General features: G+C 65.1%; 10 protein-coding genes. 7 read left to right on the top strand and 3 right to left on the bottom strand.

Going from position 1 to position 17,656, the window contains the following annotated elements:
* Positions 1-47 precede the first annotated feature (47 nt).
* From HKW67_RS15365 to HKW67_RS15350, 4 genes are all read left to right on the top strand, one after another.
* Complete coding sequence (locus HKW67_RS15365) at positions 48-569, top strand: hypothetical protein (RefSeq protein ID WP_171226228.1); 522 nt, start codon at positions 48-50, stop codon at positions 567-569.
* Positions 570-646: 77 nt separating this feature from the next.
* Complete coding sequence (locus tag HKW67_RS15360; RefSeq protein WP_171226227.1) at positions 647-3,433, top strand: PAS domain S-box protein; 2,787 nt, start codon at positions 647-649, stop codon at positions 3,431-3,433.
* Positions 3,434-3,773: 340 nt separating this feature from the next.
* Positions 3,774-4,319: a DinB family protein gene (locus tag HKW67_RS15355; RefSeq protein WP_171226226.1), complete on the top strand. Its 546-nt coding sequence runs from the start codon at positions 3,774-3,776 to the stop codon at positions 4,317-4,319.
* 31 nt (positions 4,320-4,350) lie between these two features.
* Complete coding sequence (locus tag HKW67_RS15350) at positions 4,351-5,565, top strand: pyridoxal phosphate-dependent aminotransferase (RefSeq protein WP_171226225.1); 1,215 nt, start codon at positions 4,351-4,353, stop codon at positions 5,563-5,565.
* A gap of 220 nt (positions 5,566-5,785) precedes the next feature.
* On the opposite strand, the gene HKW67_RS15345 is transcribed toward HKW67_RS15350, so the two are convergent.
* Positions 5,786-8,416, bottom strand: a complete 2,631-nt coding sequence (locus tag HKW67_RS15345; protein ID WP_171226224.1) for a M14 family zinc carboxypeptidase — start codon at positions 8,414-8,416, stop codon at positions 5,786-5,788.
* 279 nt (positions 8,417-8,695) lie between these two features.
* Between HKW67_RS15345 and HKW67_RS15340 the strand changes: the two genes are divergently transcribed.
* Positions 8,696-9,724: a YncE family protein gene (locus HKW67_RS15340; RefSeq protein ID WP_171226223.1), complete on the top strand. Its 1,029-nt coding sequence runs from the start codon at positions 8,696-8,698 to the stop codon at positions 9,722-9,724.
* A 199-nt stretch (positions 9,725-9,923) separates the two neighbouring features.
* Here HKW67_RS15340 and HKW67_RS15335 read toward each other — a convergent pair whose 3' ends face one another.
* Together HKW67_RS15335 and HKW67_RS15330 are read right to left on the bottom strand one after the other, a co-directional pair.
* Positions 9,924-11,867 (bottom strand): amidase family protein, encoded by a 1,944-nt coding sequence (locus tag HKW67_RS15335; protein ID WP_171226222.1) that lies wholly within the window; start codon positions 11,865-11,867, stop codon positions 9,924-9,926.
* A 173-nt stretch (positions 11,868-12,040) separates the two neighbouring features.
* Complete coding sequence (locus HKW67_RS15330) at positions 12,041-12,337, bottom strand: putative quinol monooxygenase (protein ID WP_171226221.1); 297 nt, start codon at positions 12,335-12,337, stop codon at positions 12,041-12,043.
* Between the two features lie 96 nt (positions 12,338-12,433).
* Between HKW67_RS15330 and HKW67_RS15325 the strand changes: the two genes are divergently transcribed.
* Both HKW67_RS15325 and HKW67_RS15320 read left to right on the top strand, forming a co-directional pair.
* A complete protein-coding gene (locus tag HKW67_RS15325; RefSeq protein ID WP_171226220.1) occupies positions 12,434-14,158 on the top strand; it encodes an amidohydrolase in 1,725 nt (574 codons plus the stop codon).
* Between the two features lie 179 nt (positions 14,159-14,337).
* Positions 14,338-17,577 (top strand): WD40/YVTN/BNR-like repeat-containing protein, encoded by a 3,240-nt coding sequence (locus tag HKW67_RS15320; protein WP_171226219.1) that lies wholly within the window; start codon positions 14,338-14,340, stop codon positions 17,575-17,577.
* Positions 17,578-17,656: the final 79 nt, after the last annotated feature.

Here is a 17,656-nt window from a genome sequence, read left to right as displayed (position 1 = left end):
GTATCCGTGTCAGTCAGGAACCGCTGTTTCTGCTTTTATCCAACCGTATGACCGTCGACCTGCGTATCAGACTAAAGCGGCACGCCGACGGCTCCGCGTCGCTCACGTGCACGCGTCGCGATGGGTCAGTCACGTGGCAGCGGCTACATGGACCGACCGCGAGTGTGATGCCGGTCCACGATCTCACGCACTATGCCGTCGAGAGCACATTGGGTTTTCGGCGGGGGTTCTACGGGCTATTGGCCGACGGGTGGGAGATCACCGACTTCGCCAAGCCGTGGCCACGGGGACCGATTCCCGACGAAGCGTTGGTCGTGGAGCTGATCGTGGGGTTCTTCGACGCCGAGCGGCGTCAGGGTGAGGCCATGACCGCGGAGGCTTTCGCGGTGCAGGCGGCGCAGTATGTGGCGTCACGGGAAGCCGTGGGAAAGACCATACCGGCAGGGCGGTGGCAGCTGTCGGACGGCGAACTGGAGAGCGTACGCTCGCTGCGGGATGCATTGCTGGCGAGATGGGCGGCCGTGCCGGCCGATGGCGATCTGGACCTGGAGTATCGCACCTCGAATTGAGACGGCGACTATCAGGAAGTGGAACGAGATGCCGATACCTAGAAGTCATCTCCTCTCGTCGCCTCAGGTCCTGACTCGTGCTTGTTCCTCAGCTCACGCGCCGATACATCATTTCGCTCGTCGCCATTGCCCTCCTCTTTGCGGCGAACGCGGCGCTCGTGGTGTGGCAGACCAACCGGCACGCCGACTCCGCTCAGCTGATCAATGTGGCTGGCCGTCAGCGCATGCTGGCGCAGCGAATCGTGGCCTTGGTGGTCTGGGGCCCACTGCTTCGCAACGAGCTCCAGGGAAATCCGGCACAACAGACCGTGTCGCTTGATTCGTTGGCGAAGGAGCTTGCCGACACGCACCGTGAATGGCGTCGGGTGCACGATTCCCTCAAGGTCGGATCGAAGGCGCTGGGGCTGCCCACGCCGTCGCGCGCCACACGCGCCCGACTCGATGCGCTCGACGGGTTGGTGACGGTCACCGACTCCGTCGTGACTGGCGTCGGTCGGGCGCTCCGCGAGCAACAGCTCGACGGCGATTACGCCAAACGCGCGCATGAGCTCGTGAATACGCGCATCGGCTACGTGGCGGCCATGGATCACCTGGTCGGCGACCTGGCGGCCGAGGAACGGAGCTCGGTCAATCGCCTCGTGAGCTTCCAGATCGTCGGCGCACTCCTACTGCTCGGCATCAGCGTGCTCGTCGTACGGTTGATCATTCACCCGACCACGCGCGCGATCGAGCAGCTCGTCACATCAGTGCAGGCCAGCAACAGCACGCTCGAGAAGCAGTCGGAGGCGCTCGAGCGGTCGTCGACGGAGCTCGAGGCCCAGCATCTCGCGTTGCTCCAGCATCAGGATGAGCTCGAGCATCAGGCATCCGAGCTCGCGCGCCTGCATCAGATCAGCGACGCGTCACCCGACCCGATCGTAGCGTTCCATCCCAGCGGAAACATTCTCTACGCGAATCGGGCGGCCCGCGCCCTGTCAGGAGGCTCCGGTGGTGCCGCGACAGCGCAGGAAGCCATCGACGTACTCGATCGTGAAAGCCGCCAGTTGGTGCGGGAGACCGGACTCCCGCAGGTCATCGCCACGGGATTGTGGCGTGATGAAGTACGGTTGACACTCGACGACGGGACCACCCGCCCAGTACGGCAGACGCTCGTAGCCCATCACTGGCCCGATGGTTCGCTACAGTTCGTGTCGAGTGTGATGCAGGACCTCAGTGAGATTCGTCGCGTGCAGGACGCCTTGGTCGCCAACGAGGCGCGCTATCGCACGTTGGTGGATTCGCTGGCCGAAGGCGTGGTGATGCAGGACGAGCACGGGAAAATCATCGCTTGGAACGCCAGCGCCGAACGCATTCTGGGACTTACCGGTGATCAGCTCGCGGGACGCTCGTCGTACGATGAGACTTGGCAGGCCCTCGACGCGAATGGCCACGCGATGGCGCCAGAGGCGCATCCGATCGTGCGCGCCCGGATCGAGAACATGCCCGTGGATGGCACGCGCATACAGGTGTCGCGCGCTGATGGCAGTCGCCGCTGGTTGAGTGTCAATGCGCGCCCCATCGTCACACACGAGCGTGAGACCCCGATGGCGGCAGTCGCGACCTTCTCCGACATCACCGACCAGTTGCTGCTGGCCGAAGAGCACGAAATGCTGTCGGTGTTGGCCCGCAAGACCGATCACGCCGTCGTGATGACCGATGCCGACCTCCTTGTGACGTGGGTGAACGAAGCGTGGGAGCGCATGACCGGCTACACCATGTCGGACAGTCTAGGGCATCGACCGTCCGAGCTTACGGAGGGATTGCATACGAACCCCGCCACCGTGGCGAATTTGCAGCAGGCGCTACGTGAAGAGCGCAGTTGGTCGGGGGAGATTCTCAACTATCGTCGAGACGGCTCGCCCTACTGGCGTGAGTTGAGTACGACGGCGTTGCGTGGCACCGACGGTCGGCTCACGGGATGGGTCTCGTTGTCGCATGACGTGACCGCGCGCCGTGACGCCGAACGTGAGCGCGAACGCTTTGCGGCGGCCGTGGCCATGGCCACCGATGGCATCGCGATTCTCGGGGTGGCCGGCACACTGGAGTTCGTGAACCAGGCATTCGCGCGCATGCACGGTATGCCCATCGATCAGCTCATCGGTGCACCGTGGCAGCGCGTGTATTCGGCCGCCGAATCACTCCGGTTGGCGCGCGAGTTTGGTCCGGTGGTGCAGTCGGTTGGCGCGTGGCAAGGCGAGGCCATGGGCGTTCGCGCCGGCGGGGAATCGTTCCCGCAGTGGATGTCGCTTTCGCAGCTGCCCAATGGCGGACAGGTGCTGGTGGCGCGCGACATTACCGACGCCAAACGGGCCGAAGAGGTGCTGCGGCATCAGTCGCTGCACGACGAACTCACGGGACTGTACAACCGCCGCGGCTTCATGGAGGTGGCCGAACAGCAGGTTCGCAACGCCCGTCGCGCGTCGCCGAGGTGCGCCTTGTTCTATGGCGATCTCGATCACTTCAAGCGCATCAACGACAGCTACGGCCACGATGCCGGCGACGAGGCCCTGCTCGTGGCGGCCAACACGCTGCGCAGCATCTTCCGCGAGAGCGACATCGTGGCGCGACTCGGCGGCGACGAGTTCACGATTCTCGCTATCGGTATCTCGCCCGCCGCTGTGGAATCACTGAGCGCGCGCCTGCGCGCGCGGTTGCGTATCGACAATGAAGCGCGCTCCGTCACCGCCGCCCCGTGGGAGGTGCACATGTCGCTCGGCGTCGCCTATTTCGACGCCAATGACGACGAGACGTTGACCATGGCGCTCAGTCGGGCGGACCAGGCACTGTACGCCCAGAAGCAGCGTCGACCGGCTCAGGCGGCCTGAGCGGGGGGCGGCAGGTTCGGGTTCGCGGGTTCGCGTCGTGGACCGCATAATTGATGCGTCCTTCGGAGCTGCTCGTAGCACCGGGATACGAACGGAAACTGGTGGTTCCCGCCTGACACGGATACGAATTGATAGCAACGGACACCGTGGATCTGCTCCGCGTGATGGTCACACCGTCCCCGCTCGCGAGCATCAAGAAACCATTGTCGGTTGTTGTTTGATCCGTTGCTATCGGTTCCTGCCAGTTCGTATCCGTGTCAGTCAGGAACAGCCCGTTTCCGTTCCAATCCCCAACGGCCGGGCAGCCCGCCAACACTCCCCCGTTTTGCTCGAGGCTCTCATGATTCGCACCACCCGTACGCTCACGGCCGTGATGGCCGTCGCGGCCCTCTCCGTTGTGGCCTCGCCGAACACGGCCGCTGCGCAGGCGCCCAAGGATCCCGCGATGGCCGCCCTGTATTCCAACTGGCAGGGCCAGATCGATTTCATCACCAAGGCCGCCGAAGAGATGACGGAGGCCAACTATGCGTACAAGCCGGTGGCCACCGTGCGCAGCTTTGGTGAACTGATCGGGCATGTGGCCGGCACGCAGGACATGATCTGTGCGGCGGTACTGGGCGAGAAGCAGCCGGCCGAAGACGCCATCGAGAAGACGGCCAAGACGAAGGCGGCGCTGGTGGCTGCGCTCAAGGCGTCGACCGCGCATTGCATGAAGGCGTACAACATCCCGGCCGCGTCGGGTACGGCCATGGTCGACATGTTCGGGTCGAAGAGCACCAAGATCGCCGCGCTCGCGCTCAATGCGGTGCATGACGGTGAGCACTACGGCAACATCGTGACGTACATGCGCATGAAGGGGATGGTCCCGCCGTCGAGCAAGCGCTGAGCAGCAAACGCTGATCGCATTAGGTTAGGAGATGCGCACTCATCTCCTCGACTCGCGCCAGGGGTTCGCCGGCGACGATCTGATCTTCACGCTCAACGCGGCCGCCCAACAACGGGCGGCCACGGGAGCGCCGGTTATCAACGCCACCGTCGGCGCGCTGCTCGACGACCATGGCAAGCTGGTGGTACTCGATAGTGTGATGGCGCTCTGGCGCGAGCTCACGCCCATGGAGATCGCGCCATACGCGCCGATCGCCGGTGACCCGGCGTTCCTGCTGGCGCTTACCCAGCGGCATTGGCCGCAGCTCACGAGCCCCGGCGTGGCCGTGGCGACGCCCGGTGGATCGGGAGCGTTGGCGCTCACGCTCAAGAACTTCGTGGAGCGCGGGCAGGCCATTCTCACCGCCGCGCCCTTCTGGGGTCCGTACGCCACGATCGCCGCCGAAGCCTCGGTGCGACTGGAAACGGCACCGTATCCCGCACCCGGCGAAGCGCTCGACGTGGGCGCGTGGGAAGCCAAGGCTCGTGACCTGCTGGAAGAGCAGGGTCGGTTGCTCGTGTGGCTCAATGACCCCTGCCACAACCCCACGGGCCGCAGTCTGTCGCGCGACGATCGCCGCACGCTGTTGGCGGTGCTGCGCGACATCGCGTCGCAGGGCCCTGTCACGCTGCTGTTGGATTTCGCGTATCTCGACTACGCGCGCGATCCCAACGACGTGCGCGAAGCGCTCGATGACTACGCCGAGTTCGGCGCCGAACAATCCGTGCTGGTGTGCGCGAGCCTGAGCCTCAGCAAGGCATTCACGCTGTACGGCTCACGCGCCGGTGCACTGGTGTTTCCGTGGAGCAGCGACGCCGCGCTCAAAGGCGCGTTGGTGTCGAGCTGCCGTGGCACGTGGAGTAATTGCGCCCGTGCGCCCATGAGCGTGCTGCTGCGCATGACCAAGAGCGAAGCCGCGCAGGCTGCATTGGCCGCCGAACATGCGCATTGGCGCGGCGTGCTCACCGAGCGCGTGACGGCGCTCGATGCCGCGCTCAAAGCTGAGGGACTGCCGGGATCCGCGTGGGACGGCGGATTCTTCGTGACATTGCCGGCGCCGCCGGATCCATTTGCGGTGTGCGAGAAACTGCAGGCGGCGGATGTGTTCGTGGTGCCGATGCCCGAAGGGCTGCGCGTTGGCGTGTGCGGGATGAAGGCCGCGGATACGGGGCGGTTCGCGGCAGCGTATGCGGCGAGTATTGCCTAGGCGAGGGAGATCGAGAACCGCAAAAGCAACAGCGGGAACACGGATTCAAAAAGCCCGATCTCGCCGATTACACAGATAAGCCGATTGAGGTGCGACGCAGAAATCGATGATTCATCGTTTTTTGCTTATCTGTGTGATCGGTGGAATCGCTGCCTGAATCCGTGTTCCCGCTGTTGCTTTTGCTTTTGCAGTTGCAGTTGCCGTTTCTATCCGTCCGAACTCAGTAACTCCCACCCAGCAGTACCGCATTCGCAAAGATCGGCATCGTCCCGCGTAGCTGATCGCGGTACACCGGGTCATGCGCGAACATGATCACGCGTCCGCGTCCCGCGCGCTCGGTCCAGAGGTACGGCGAGCCACCAAGCTTCGCGGCCGCTTCGGGCCAGTAGTAGCCCGAGATCCGCACCCGCGCCGCCGGGGCGAAGCGCATCACGGCGTCGCCGGCGGCGAGATCCTTGGGGATCGTGTACACACGGTCGCTGTTCACGAACACCGGCATCTCCTTATTCAGAATGCCGGCCATCAGCGGCGACAGCGTGTCGACCGTGGCGCGCGCCAGCACGCCCGGCAGGCTGCCCGGGAGTGGTGCGCCGCCCGTGCTGTCGGCGCGCGTGGAGTCGCGCTTCACCCGCGTGCGCACGAGCCCCACGCGCTCCTGCGCCACCCACGCGCTCGCGGCGTCGAGCGTGATCAGCACGCCACCGTTGCGCACCCAGTCGGCCAGGCGCGCGCGACCGGCATCGCCCAAGGCGCGATCGAGTGCGCCGGCTTGCACCGACGGCACGATGAGCGTGTTGAAGGCGCTCATGTCGCCGCCGGCCACGAAGTTCGCGTCGACGATGGAGCTGGCGTAGCCGATACGTTGATCCATCGCGTACCACGCAAAGCCCATCGACGTGCCGTTCACCGGCGCGCCGCCCAACAATGCCACCTTGGGCCGCTGCACCGGGATCACCGAGTTGCTGCCCAGGTCGGTGCCTTCGTCTACACCCGCCGACGGAATCGAGGCCAGCTGCGCCCCGGCTTCGGCGGCACGACGCATGACCACGTCGTGCACATCGGCGCGGTTGAGGGCCGCGCGAATCACGAAGGCGCCGTTGGGAAACTTGTTGGTCTTCGACGTGAACGAGTACGGCGCGTACCACACCCGCACCGAGTCGGTCAGCAACGACGCCAGCAGGCGGATGCTCGCTTCGCTGCCAGGCGCGAAGGCATAGCCGTACACCGAGCGCGCCGGTGCCACGAACGCGCGCGGCATGTCGGTCACCAGCGCCAGTGACCCCGGCACCGTGGAGAGCGCGTACGCGTCCACGCGCCACGCCAACGGCAACGACCACGCGGTCATGTCGTAGAAGCGATTGCGCTGTCCGGTGCGACGCAGCTCGAGCTCGAACTTGATGAACGCCGAATCGAGTGCGGCATCGGGCTCCAGCAACGCCTTGGCCAGATAGCCCTGCGGCTGCGCGAGATCGACCACGTAACTGCCAGCCTTGGCGGTCATGGTAGGCACCGTACCGCCGGCGTACATATTCGCGTTGGCCACCGCGACATCGGCGGTGAGGCGCTGCACCTCGATGCCGTTGTCGCGCAGCTTCTGCACCAGCGAATCGGCCCGACCCTGCATGTCACGCACCAGCATCACGGCTCGCAGCGGACCCTTGGCGTGCACTGTGATCGCATTCGCGCGCGCCGCCGCATAGTCACGCACCAGCTCCGTGCGCCGACGCGCCGACGTCTTCACCGTCGCCCACTCGGCCGTAAAATGCTCGAACGCCGCCTGCTTCAGCGTACGCAGTGTGCCGTCGTTGCGCATGACCGCACCGCCCGAGCTCGACGCGCTCTCGAACAGCATGCCGATCGCACCGGTCAGCATCGGCCACCCTTCGCCGTAGCCCGGATAGAACGAGTCGTAGCCTTCACGACGGAAGTACGACCACCCATGCACGTCGAACGCCGCTCCGTGCGCGGCGGCGAAGATGTCGAACCACTTGGGCAGATGCTTGGGGTTGTTCTGATTGTCGGGCTCACGCGGCGGCGCGAAGTAGAACGAAGAGCTGCTTCCCTGCTCGTGCAGGTCCACCGCCACATGCGGCCACCATTTCATGTACGTGCTCACGCGTCCCTTCGACTCAGGGTGCGACTGCGCGTACCAGTCGCGATTGAGGTCGAAGTAGTAGTGCGACGTGCGCGGCCCCGGCCACGACCCGGCGTTGTTGAGCGCGCCCGGCTCACTGGCCACACCCTGCGAGCTGCCGTAGCGCTCGATGTCGTGCGTGTGCCGCTCGCGTCCGTCGGGATTCTCATTGGGGTCGATCAGCACCACGGTGCTGTCGAGCGCCAGCTTGGTATCGGCATCGGTACCGGCCGCCAGCTGATACAGCAGCGCCAGTCCCGCTTCGGCCCCCGACGCTTCACCACCATGCACGGAATGCTCGAGCCACACGATGCTGGGAATGCGCTTCACCGCCGCATCGATGTCGCCCGCACTCGCCCCGCGAGGATCGGCGATACGCTTGGCATCGCGCTGGATTTCCTCCAACCGCGCCATGTTGGCTTCGCTCGAGATGGTGATGATGAGCATCTCGCGCCCCTCGAACGTGCGGGCCACAGTGTCCACCTTCACCCGCTTCGACGCGGCAGCAATGCGCTCGATGTAGCGCATCATGGCGCGCTGCGGCGTAAAGCGAGCGCCGATATCGTAGCCCAGGATCAGCGCGGGAGTGGGCACGCGCGGATCGAACGTCGCGCCGGGGTCGGCGAAGGCATGCTGTGCCTGCGCCGGGCTCGCCGCGAGCGCGCCGGCGAGTGCGGCAGCGGTCAGGGCGAAGCGAAAGAATGATGAGGTCGACATGCCGACAACTTCGCGCCACGCGGGCCTTCTGTCACGGGCCGCATGGGGTGTGCTCGGAGGCCAGCTGATGGATACCAACGGAAACAGGCCGTTCCTGACTGACACGGATACGAACCGATAGGAACAGGTAGAAACAGATAAAAATGTTTGAAGGGCTCCTCGCGAGCCGACGTCTCGGCGTGTCCCACGGAGCGAATCCCTTGTGTCTGTTGCTATCAGTTCGTATCCGTATCAGTCAGGAACGGCAGTTTCCGTTCGTATCCCCCCACGCGACACGCCATGACGAAAGCCATCGCCCTGCTCGCCACATTCCTCGCGGCGCCCCTTCTGGCCGCCCAGCGCGCCCCCAGCGGCACGATCGTGGCCAGCAACATGGACGCCCACTCGGCTTCCATCGTCGACGTGGCCTCCGGCCGCACGATCACCACTATCCAAACCGGCGAGGGCCCGCATGAGGTGGCGATCTCGCCCAATGGCCGTCGCGCAGTGGTGGCGATCTACGGCAATCGCAATGCGGTCGGCAGTTCGCTTATGGTCATCGATCTCACCGCGCCCACGGCACCGCCGAAGATCGTGGAGCTGGGCGCCGGGAATCAGCGGCCGCATGGTCTGGCCTTCCTCGCCGACAACGCGTCGCTGCTGGTGACCGGTGAGCGCGCACAACGGGTGCTGGTGGTGAACGTCGACAACGGCATGATCGACTCGTCCATGAGCACCAAGCAGCCCACCACGCACATGGTGAGCCTGTCGCGCGACTACACGCGGGCGTTCACGACGAACATCGTCGGCATGTCGGTGAGCGCGATCGACGTGCCCTCGCGCACCGTGCGCGCCACGTTCCAGGTGGGTGCGCGCATCGAGGGGATTTCGGTTACGCCCGACGGACGGGAAGTGTGGGTGGGCGGCAACGAGTCGCACCTGGTGTACGTGCTGAACGGCACCACCGGCGACGTCATGCACAAGCTCGAAGGCTTCGGCATGGCGTATCGGGTAGGCATCACCCCCGATGGTAGAACCGCCGTGATCTCCGACCCCGGCAGCGAGAAGATCCACATCGCCGACGTGGCCACACACACCGTGCGCACGGTGATCGACGTGGCGCCGATGTCGGCAAGCGACGGTGCCGCGCCCGTGCCGTCCTCACCGCAGGGCGTCGCCATGTCTCGCGACAACGCGACGGCCTACGTGACGCTCAAGGCTGTGGCCAAAGTGGCGGTGGTGGATCTCAAGCGTGGTGCGATCGTGAAGTACCTCCCCGTCGGCGCCGGGTCGGATGGCGTGGGGTACTCTCCGATCGTGGTGAAGTAGGAACGAACAGCTCTACCGCGGATTTGCACGAATATCCGCGGATTCGATCGGTGCGAGCCGAGCGGTTCTCCGCGCGACAGCAGAACGCTTTTTGTAGTTAAACAACAAAAAGCGTTCTGTCGGCTTCACGAAGTCTCAGTCGCACTCGCTGAGTCCATCCGCGGATATTCGTGCAAATTCGCGGCAAAGCTGTTTGCTCTTACCGCTGCCCCACCTTCACCTCAACCGGCTCCACCCCGGCACCCGTATACATCGCCACCGTAAGCCGCCCGCTCTCAAACGCCACCCGATCGGCGTACGTAAGCGGGAACGACCCACTCCCAGCCGTCTGACCCGGCCCCAGCAACCGCGCACTCACGCGACTCGCGCCCGCCGGGATCGCGATACTCGCGGTGGTCGTACCACCCACCACGGCGCCCGAGATCGGCCCCGAAATCCGACCCGCATCGCCCGTACGCCGCAGCACCAGCGCCGACAGCGGGGCGCCACCGCTGTTCTGCACCGTAGCCGACCAGCGTAGCACACTGTGCACGCGATCGAGCGTGATCCGCGTGGTGGCCACCAGTCCGCGGGCCCGCGTGACAACCACGATCGGCGCCGACACGGGCGCCTTGGCCGCGATCAACGCCGGCGTGGTACTCGGCGCCACGCGTCGCGCTCCCGACTGTTCGAACGCATACGCCATCGCCACCAGGCGCGTGTCGGTGAAGCCCTTGCCCAGCAGTTCGATACCGATCGGCAGTCCATCACCCGCGAAGCCCGCCGGCACGCTGATGCTCGGCAGTCCGCTCTGCGCACCCAGGTTGCAGGTGCTGCCGTTCTGCACTTCGCCTACGAGTGTCGGCTTCTGCCGCACGGTGGGATAGGCGATCGCATCGAGCGACAGGCTATCGAGAATACGCTCCATGCGAGCCCGCAGCGCCGACTGCCGAGCCAGTGCCGTGCGATGCTGTTGGCTGTCGGCGTTGAGCACCGTGTCGATCACGCGGAAGCGCACTTCCAGCTGACGGTCGTACAGGCCGCGATCCAGGATGTCGCGCATAGACTTCACCGGTGCATTCGGCACGGTGCGCAGGTAGTCGATGAGATCGAACTTCGTTTCCAGATTGATCACGCTGGTATTCGCCATCAGCGTGTCGAACTCCGCCATCGGCACATCGATCACCGTGGCCCCCTGCGCACGCATGGCCGCGATGGCGGCCCGCACGGTATCGGCAATCTCGGAGTCAGTATCGCGGAAGTACGGCAGGAACACGCCAATGCGAGCGCCACGCAGCGCGTTCTTATCAAGCGACGCCATGAACTTCGGCGCTGGCTTCTCGCGCAGCACGCTCGTGACCGCGTCCTCGCTGTCGTAGCCCACACTCACATCGAGCGCGATGGCGAGATCGGTCACGGTACGCGCCAAAGGACCACCGATGTCCTGCGTGTGCGACAGCGGCACGATGCCGCGACGGCTCACGAGTCCCTGTGTGGGACGCAGGCCAACGAGCGCATTGAACGCGCTCGGAATACGAATGGAGCCACAGGTATCCGAGCCCCATCCCACCGTCGCAAAACTGGCCGCGATCGCTGCACCCGTGCCGCCGCTCGAGCCACCGGGGCAGCGAGTAGGGTCGTACGGATTGCGCGTCTGTCCGCCGAGTGAGCTGATGCTCGTGATGCCGGCCGCGAGTTCGTGCAGGTTCGACTTGCCCAGAATGATTGCCCCCGCGTCGCGCAGCTTCTTCACCACGAACCCATCGCGCGCCGGCTGACTGGTCGCCATCGCCAACGACCCCGCACTGGTCGGCATGTCGCCGGTGTCGTAGTTGTCCTTGATGATCACGGGTATCCCGTGCATCGGCCCGCGTACTTTCCCCGCTTTGCGTTCGGCGTCGAGCACCGCCGCCTCGGCGCTGGCCTTGGGATTAATGCGAATCAGCGAATTCAACTCCGGCCCCGCGTGATCGTACGCCGCAATGCGCGCGAGATACTGCCGCACCAGCTGCACACTCGATATCCGCCCCGCCGTAAGCGCCGCTTGCACATCCGTGATCGACGCCTCGGTGAGCTCCATCGGGGCACGCGCCGTCGCCGTCTGCGCACCAAGTGTCGGTGCCACGCTCAGCATCCCCGCCATCATCATCGCACGAATCTTCACGATCACACCCTCAAAAAATGCCGTTGCAGTTCTTCGCGCATCTTCGCGAACCTTCGCGATCTTCGCGTGAACCTACAGACTCGCTTCGACTGAGATCTCTCCGAAAGCACTGAACAGCTGGTTCACGCGAAGTCCGCGAAGAACGCGGAGGTACGCGAAGAACAGCAAAAAGCTTAGATGGGAAAAAACAGCGACTCGTATTTCACGTTCGTTCGCGGCGATGCCATCATCGGCTCCACCGTATCACGCCACCGAGCATAATGCGCCGTCGCCTTGTGCTCGGCCGGCGCGTCGTCGGTGAGGTACGCTTCGATCAGCGTGAAGCGCGTGGGGTCGTCGGCCTGCTGCAGCACATCGAAGCGCGCGATGCCCGGTTCGAGCACGCTGTTCGTGGCGTTATCGAGCGTGGCAGCCGTGAACGCGGCCACATGCTCCGGGAGCACGTGCACAAACACCTGGACGACAAGCATGGCGGGGGAGCTGGGATGGACACGGGCGATGGCGAGACGGACGGGCTGACGCAGCGGATATAGTGTTCGGGACGCCGGAACACTATATCGGAGCGCATGTCGAACTCGCCGATGCAGAATCCGATGACCACGTCCCTGCGAACCGGTGCGCTGCTGGCCGCCCTCGCCGTCCTCGCACCGTCGCTGCCCGCCCAACCCGCGGTGCCGCCAGCCGACGCGATCTACACCAACGCCCGCATCTGGACCGGCGACGCCGAACACCCCGCGGCCCAGGCCCTCGCCATCCGCGGCGGCAAACTCGTGGCGGTGGGGAGCGCCGCCCAAGCGCTCGCGTTTCGTGGCCCGTCCACGAAGGTGATCGACCTGCAGGGCCGCCGAGTGGTGCCGGGCTTCAGCGACTCGCATTGGCACTTGAGCCTCACCGATCAGGCCGACCTCACCGATGCCAAGTCGCCCGCCGAAATCGTGCGCCGACTCAAAGCCTGGGCCGCCAAGCGACCCGCTGGGGCGTGGGTGGTGGGGCGCGGCTGGACCCCGTCGGACTTTCCCAACAACACGCCGCATCGTCGCTTCCTCGACGCCGCGTTCCCCAACCAGCCCGTCGTCCTCACCGACCGCGACGGCCATCAGTCCATCGCCAACGGCCGCGCCTTGGCGCTGGCCAAAGTCACCGCCACCACGCCCGACCCCGCGCGCGGCGTGATCGAGCGAGAAGCCAACGGCGTGCCCACCGGGCTGCTGAAAGAGTCGGCGCGGCAGCTCGTCGTCACCCTCGTGCCGTCACCCACGCCCGCCGACATGGCGCGACGCATCGACGAGGAAACCCGCAAGGCCGCATCGTTCGGCATCGTACTGATTCAGGACGCCAGCGGACGCGCGCCCGATCACCCCGTGTTCACGATATTGCGCGCCGCTGCCAAGGCCGACACCCTGCGCGTGCGCTACCGGGCCGCCTTTCCGTTCACCCCCGACGCCTCGGCCGCAACCGTTCGGCAGTATACCAAGCTGCGCGACAGCACCACCGGCCCCTGGCTGCGCGTCGGGATCGCCAAAGGCATGCTCGACGGAACGGTCGACGCCAAAACCGCCGCCATGCTCGAACCCTATGCCGGGTCGGACGATACAGGGCTCCCGTTCTGGCCCGCCGCCACCCTGAACAAGGGCGTCGCCCGCTACGACTCCGCCGGCATACAAGTCGAACTCCACGCCATCGGCGACCGGGCCGTAAGAACCGCCCTCGACGCCTACGCCAACGCCACCAAGGTGAATCGCACCACCGGCCGCCGTCACCGCATCGAGCACATCGAAGTCCCCGCCCTGGCCGATCTCCCTCGCTTCAAGCAATTCGGCGTCATCGCCAGCACCCAAGCCATCTTCGCCACCCCCGACCAGACCACCCTCCAGAACTACGCCCCGCTCCTGGGCCCAGAGCGTAGTTCGCGGGCGAACGCCTTCAAGAAATTCGACGACGCCGGCGCCATCCAAGCCTTCGGCAGCGACTATCCCGTCTTCCCCATGGATGTCCTGCTCGGCATTTACACCGCCGTCACCCGCCAGACGCCGGAAGGCACGCCCAAAGGCGGCTGGTACCCCGAGAACCGCATCACCGTCGAAGCCGCCCTCCGGCACTACACGAAGGACGCCGCCTATGCCGCGTTCATGGAAAAGGAGACCGGCTCGCTCGTCGTCGGCCACTACGCCGACTTCGTAGTGCTCTCCTCCGACATCCTGACAATCCCACCGGCTGAGCTCCTCAAAACCCGCATCCTCCTCACGATCATCGGCGGCCGCGAAGCCTACCGGTCCACCAGCTTTCCGTGAGTTCGGAGTTCTGAGTCGAAGTTCGGAGTTCTGAGTTAGAACCCACCCCCCAATACCCACCACCCACCACCCCAAGCCAACAGCCCAAAGCCCCCCGCAGCGCTCCTACGCCGAACGCCGTTTTTCTTTATAGCAGCAGCAGCAACACTGTCCCGCCCCAACCCCAAAATCCCCCCACAGTGCACCCCACCTCCCGTCTCTTCCTCGCCGTCGGCTGCCTCGCATCCGCCGCCAGCGCAGTTTCCGCCCAGCGCGGCCCCGGCGGTCCTCCGCAAGCGCGCGGCGCCGATACCACGTTCGGTGTCTCCTGGCGCAACATCGGCCCGAACCAATCCGGCCGCATGGTCGCCGTCGCCGGTTCGACGCAGCGTCCCGACGAGTACTACATGGGCACCACCGGCGGTGGCGTCTGGAAGACCGTCGACGGTGGTAAGACCGCGATGCCGATGACCGACAAGTATTTCGGCGGCACCATCGGCGCGATTGCCGTGCAGCACAGCAATCCCGATGTGGTGTGGGTGGGCGGTGGTGAAACGCCGATTCGCGGCAACGTGTCGCATGGCGACGGCGTGTGGAAGACCATCGATGCCGGCAAGACGTGGACGTATATGGGTCTCAAGGAGACGCAGTACATCTCGCGTGTGCGCATCGATCCCAACAACCCCGACATCGTCTTCGTCGGCGCACTCGGCCACGTCTTCGGTCCGAACAAGGAACGTGGCGTCTATCGCACGACCGACGGCGGCAAGACGTGGAAGAACATCCTGTTCCGCAACGACAGCACCGGTGTCGCGGACATGATCATGGATCCGTCGAACTCGAAGATCATGTACGTCACCTTCTGGCAGGCCGGGCGGAAGCCGTGGTTGCTGGTGAGCGGTGGCGCAGGCAGCGGCATCTTCAAGACCACCGACGGTGGTGACACGTGGCAGGAGATCACGCGAGCGAAGGGCTTGCCGCAGACGGGCATGTTAGGCGCGATCGGTATCACGGTGTCGCCGGCCAAGCCGAGTCGCTTGTGGGCGATTCTCGAGCATGAGGCGAATGGTGGTGTGTATCGCAGCGACGATGCCGGTGCGTCGTGGACGTTCATGAGCGGCGATCGCAATCTGCGTCAGCGGTCGTGGTACTACTCGAAGCTGTATGCCGATCCGAAGGACACCAATGTCGTGTACGCGCCGCAGGTGAGTCCGATGGTGTCGAAGGATGGCGGTAAGACCTTCGCGTCCGGCTTCGGTGGCGGCGACAATCATGACATCTACATCGACCCCACCGATCCGAAGCGCATCGCGGTGGCGCACGACAACGGCTTGATCATCACGAAGGACGGCGGCACCACGCGCCAGGCCGTGGCCGTGGCCACGGGTCAGTACTATCACGTGCACCTCACGAGCCACTATCCGTTCCACGTGTGTGGCGCGAAGCAGGACGCTGGTTCGTCGTGCGGACCGGTGCGTGAAACGCCGGCGTTCGGTCGTGGCGGTGGTGGTGGATTCGGTGGTGGTGCGCCGGTGGCGCCGCCGTCGCCCTTCTCCGCGTTCTATGGTGTGGCGGGCGGAGAGTCAGGCTACATCAGCAGCAACCCGATCGATCCCGACATCATGTTCGGCGCGAACTACGGTGGCAGCATGGACGTGCTGAACCGTCGCACGGGCAAGACGCGCAGCATCGATCCGTGGCCGCTCGACCCCATGGGTCATGATGCGAAGGATTCGAAGTATCGTTTCCAGTGGACGTACCCGATCGTGCACTCGCCGCATGATCCGAACACGATCTATGTCGGTTCGAACGTTGTGTTCCGTTCCACTAACGGTGGCACCACGTGGACGCCGATCTCGCGCGATCTCACGCGCAACGATCCCGCCACGCTCGGCGCCTCGGGCGGCCCGATCACGAAGGACCAGACGAGCGTGGAGTATTACGGCACCGTGTTCACGATCGCCGAGTCGAAGCTGACGAAGGGATTGATCTGGACGGGGAGCGATGACGGACTGTTGTACGTGACGCGCGACAACGGCACCACGTGGAAGAACGTGACGCCGAAGGGACTGCCGGACTGGATGCGCTGGAGCATCATCGAAGCGTCGCCGCACAATCCGGGCACGGCGTGGGTGGCGGGCAACCGTTATCAGATGGACGACTTCGCGCCGTATCTCTATCGCACCACCGATTACGGTGTGACGTGGACGAAGATCACGAACGGCATCGCGCCTGACCATTTCACGCGCGCGATCCGTGAAGACCTGCATCGTCCGGGCATGGTGTACGCGGCCACCGAGCGTGGCGTGTACGTGTCGCATGACGCGGGCGCGAACTGGAAGAGCCTGCAGAAGAACCTGCCGCCGGTGCCAGTGAGCGACATGATGCTGCGCGACGACGATCTCGCGATAAGCACGCATGGTCGTGCGTTCTGGGTGATGGAGAACCTCACGCCGTTGCGTTGGGAGCCGGAAACCGAGAAGGCCGCGAGCACGCCGTATCTGTACAAGCCGGTGCCCGTGTTGCGCCTGAACGGCCAGGCCGCGCCGACGTTCGTGTATCGCCTGCCGAGCGATTCGATGCCGGTGACGTTCCAGTTCTATGACAAGGCCGGCAAGCTGTTGGCCACGGTCGCGAGCACCGACACCAACCCCACGCCCGCAGCGGGCGGCCCTGGTGGTGGACGTGGCTTCGGTGCCGCGGCGCCGGCCAAGCCGAGCAATCGGAAGGGCGTGAACCGGTACACGTGGACCATGCGTCACCCCGATGCCACCACGTTCCGCGGCATGATCTTGTGGGGCGGCCGTGGCACCGGCCCGTCGATGGCGCCGGGCACGTACAGCGTGAAGATGACCGCCGGCAGTGCGGCGCCGGTGCAGTACACGTTTGTCGTGAAGCCTGATCCGCGCTCGGAAGCGACGGAAGCCGACTTGGTGGAGCAGACGCGGATGGCGCTGCAGGTGCGCGACCGCATGAGCGACGCGAACAAGGGCGTGATCGAGATTCGTAACCTGAAGTCGGACGTCACCGATCGCACCGCGAAGATGAACGCGAACGCCGCCTTCGCGCCGTTGGCGAAGAAGTTCGCCGACAGTTTGAGTGCGGTTGAGGATTCAGTCTATCAGACGAAGAATCAGTCGGGCCAGGATCCGCTCAACTTCCCGATCCGACTCAACAACCAGTTCTCGAGCTTGCTGAGCTTCGTGTCGAGCGGCGAGCGCCGTCCGCCCAAGCAGGCGTACGATGTGCTGACGGTGTTGAACCCGAAGCTCGACCTGCAGATGGCGCGCATGGAGCGCATCATTGCCGCGGATCTGCCGAAGATCAACGCGATGTTGAAGGCGGCGGGATTGCCGGAGATCACGCGGAGCAAAGTGGAGAAGGGCGGGCCTGGTGCGGCGCAGGCGGTGTTTGTGCCGGACACGGAGTTTGACCGGTAGGGATTAGGCGGATGGAAATGATGACGCCCGGTCGACTTGGAGAGTCGACCGGGCGTTGTTGTATGCGGGGGGAGGAATG

Source organism: Gemmatimonas groenlandica, assembly GCF_013004105.1.
GTDB classification, from domain to species: domain Bacteria; phylum Gemmatimonadota; class Gemmatimonadetes; order Gemmatimonadales; family Gemmatimonadaceae; genus Gemmatimonas; species Gemmatimonas groenlandica.
This window is presented reverse-complemented; position numbering and strand designations above follow the sequence as displayed.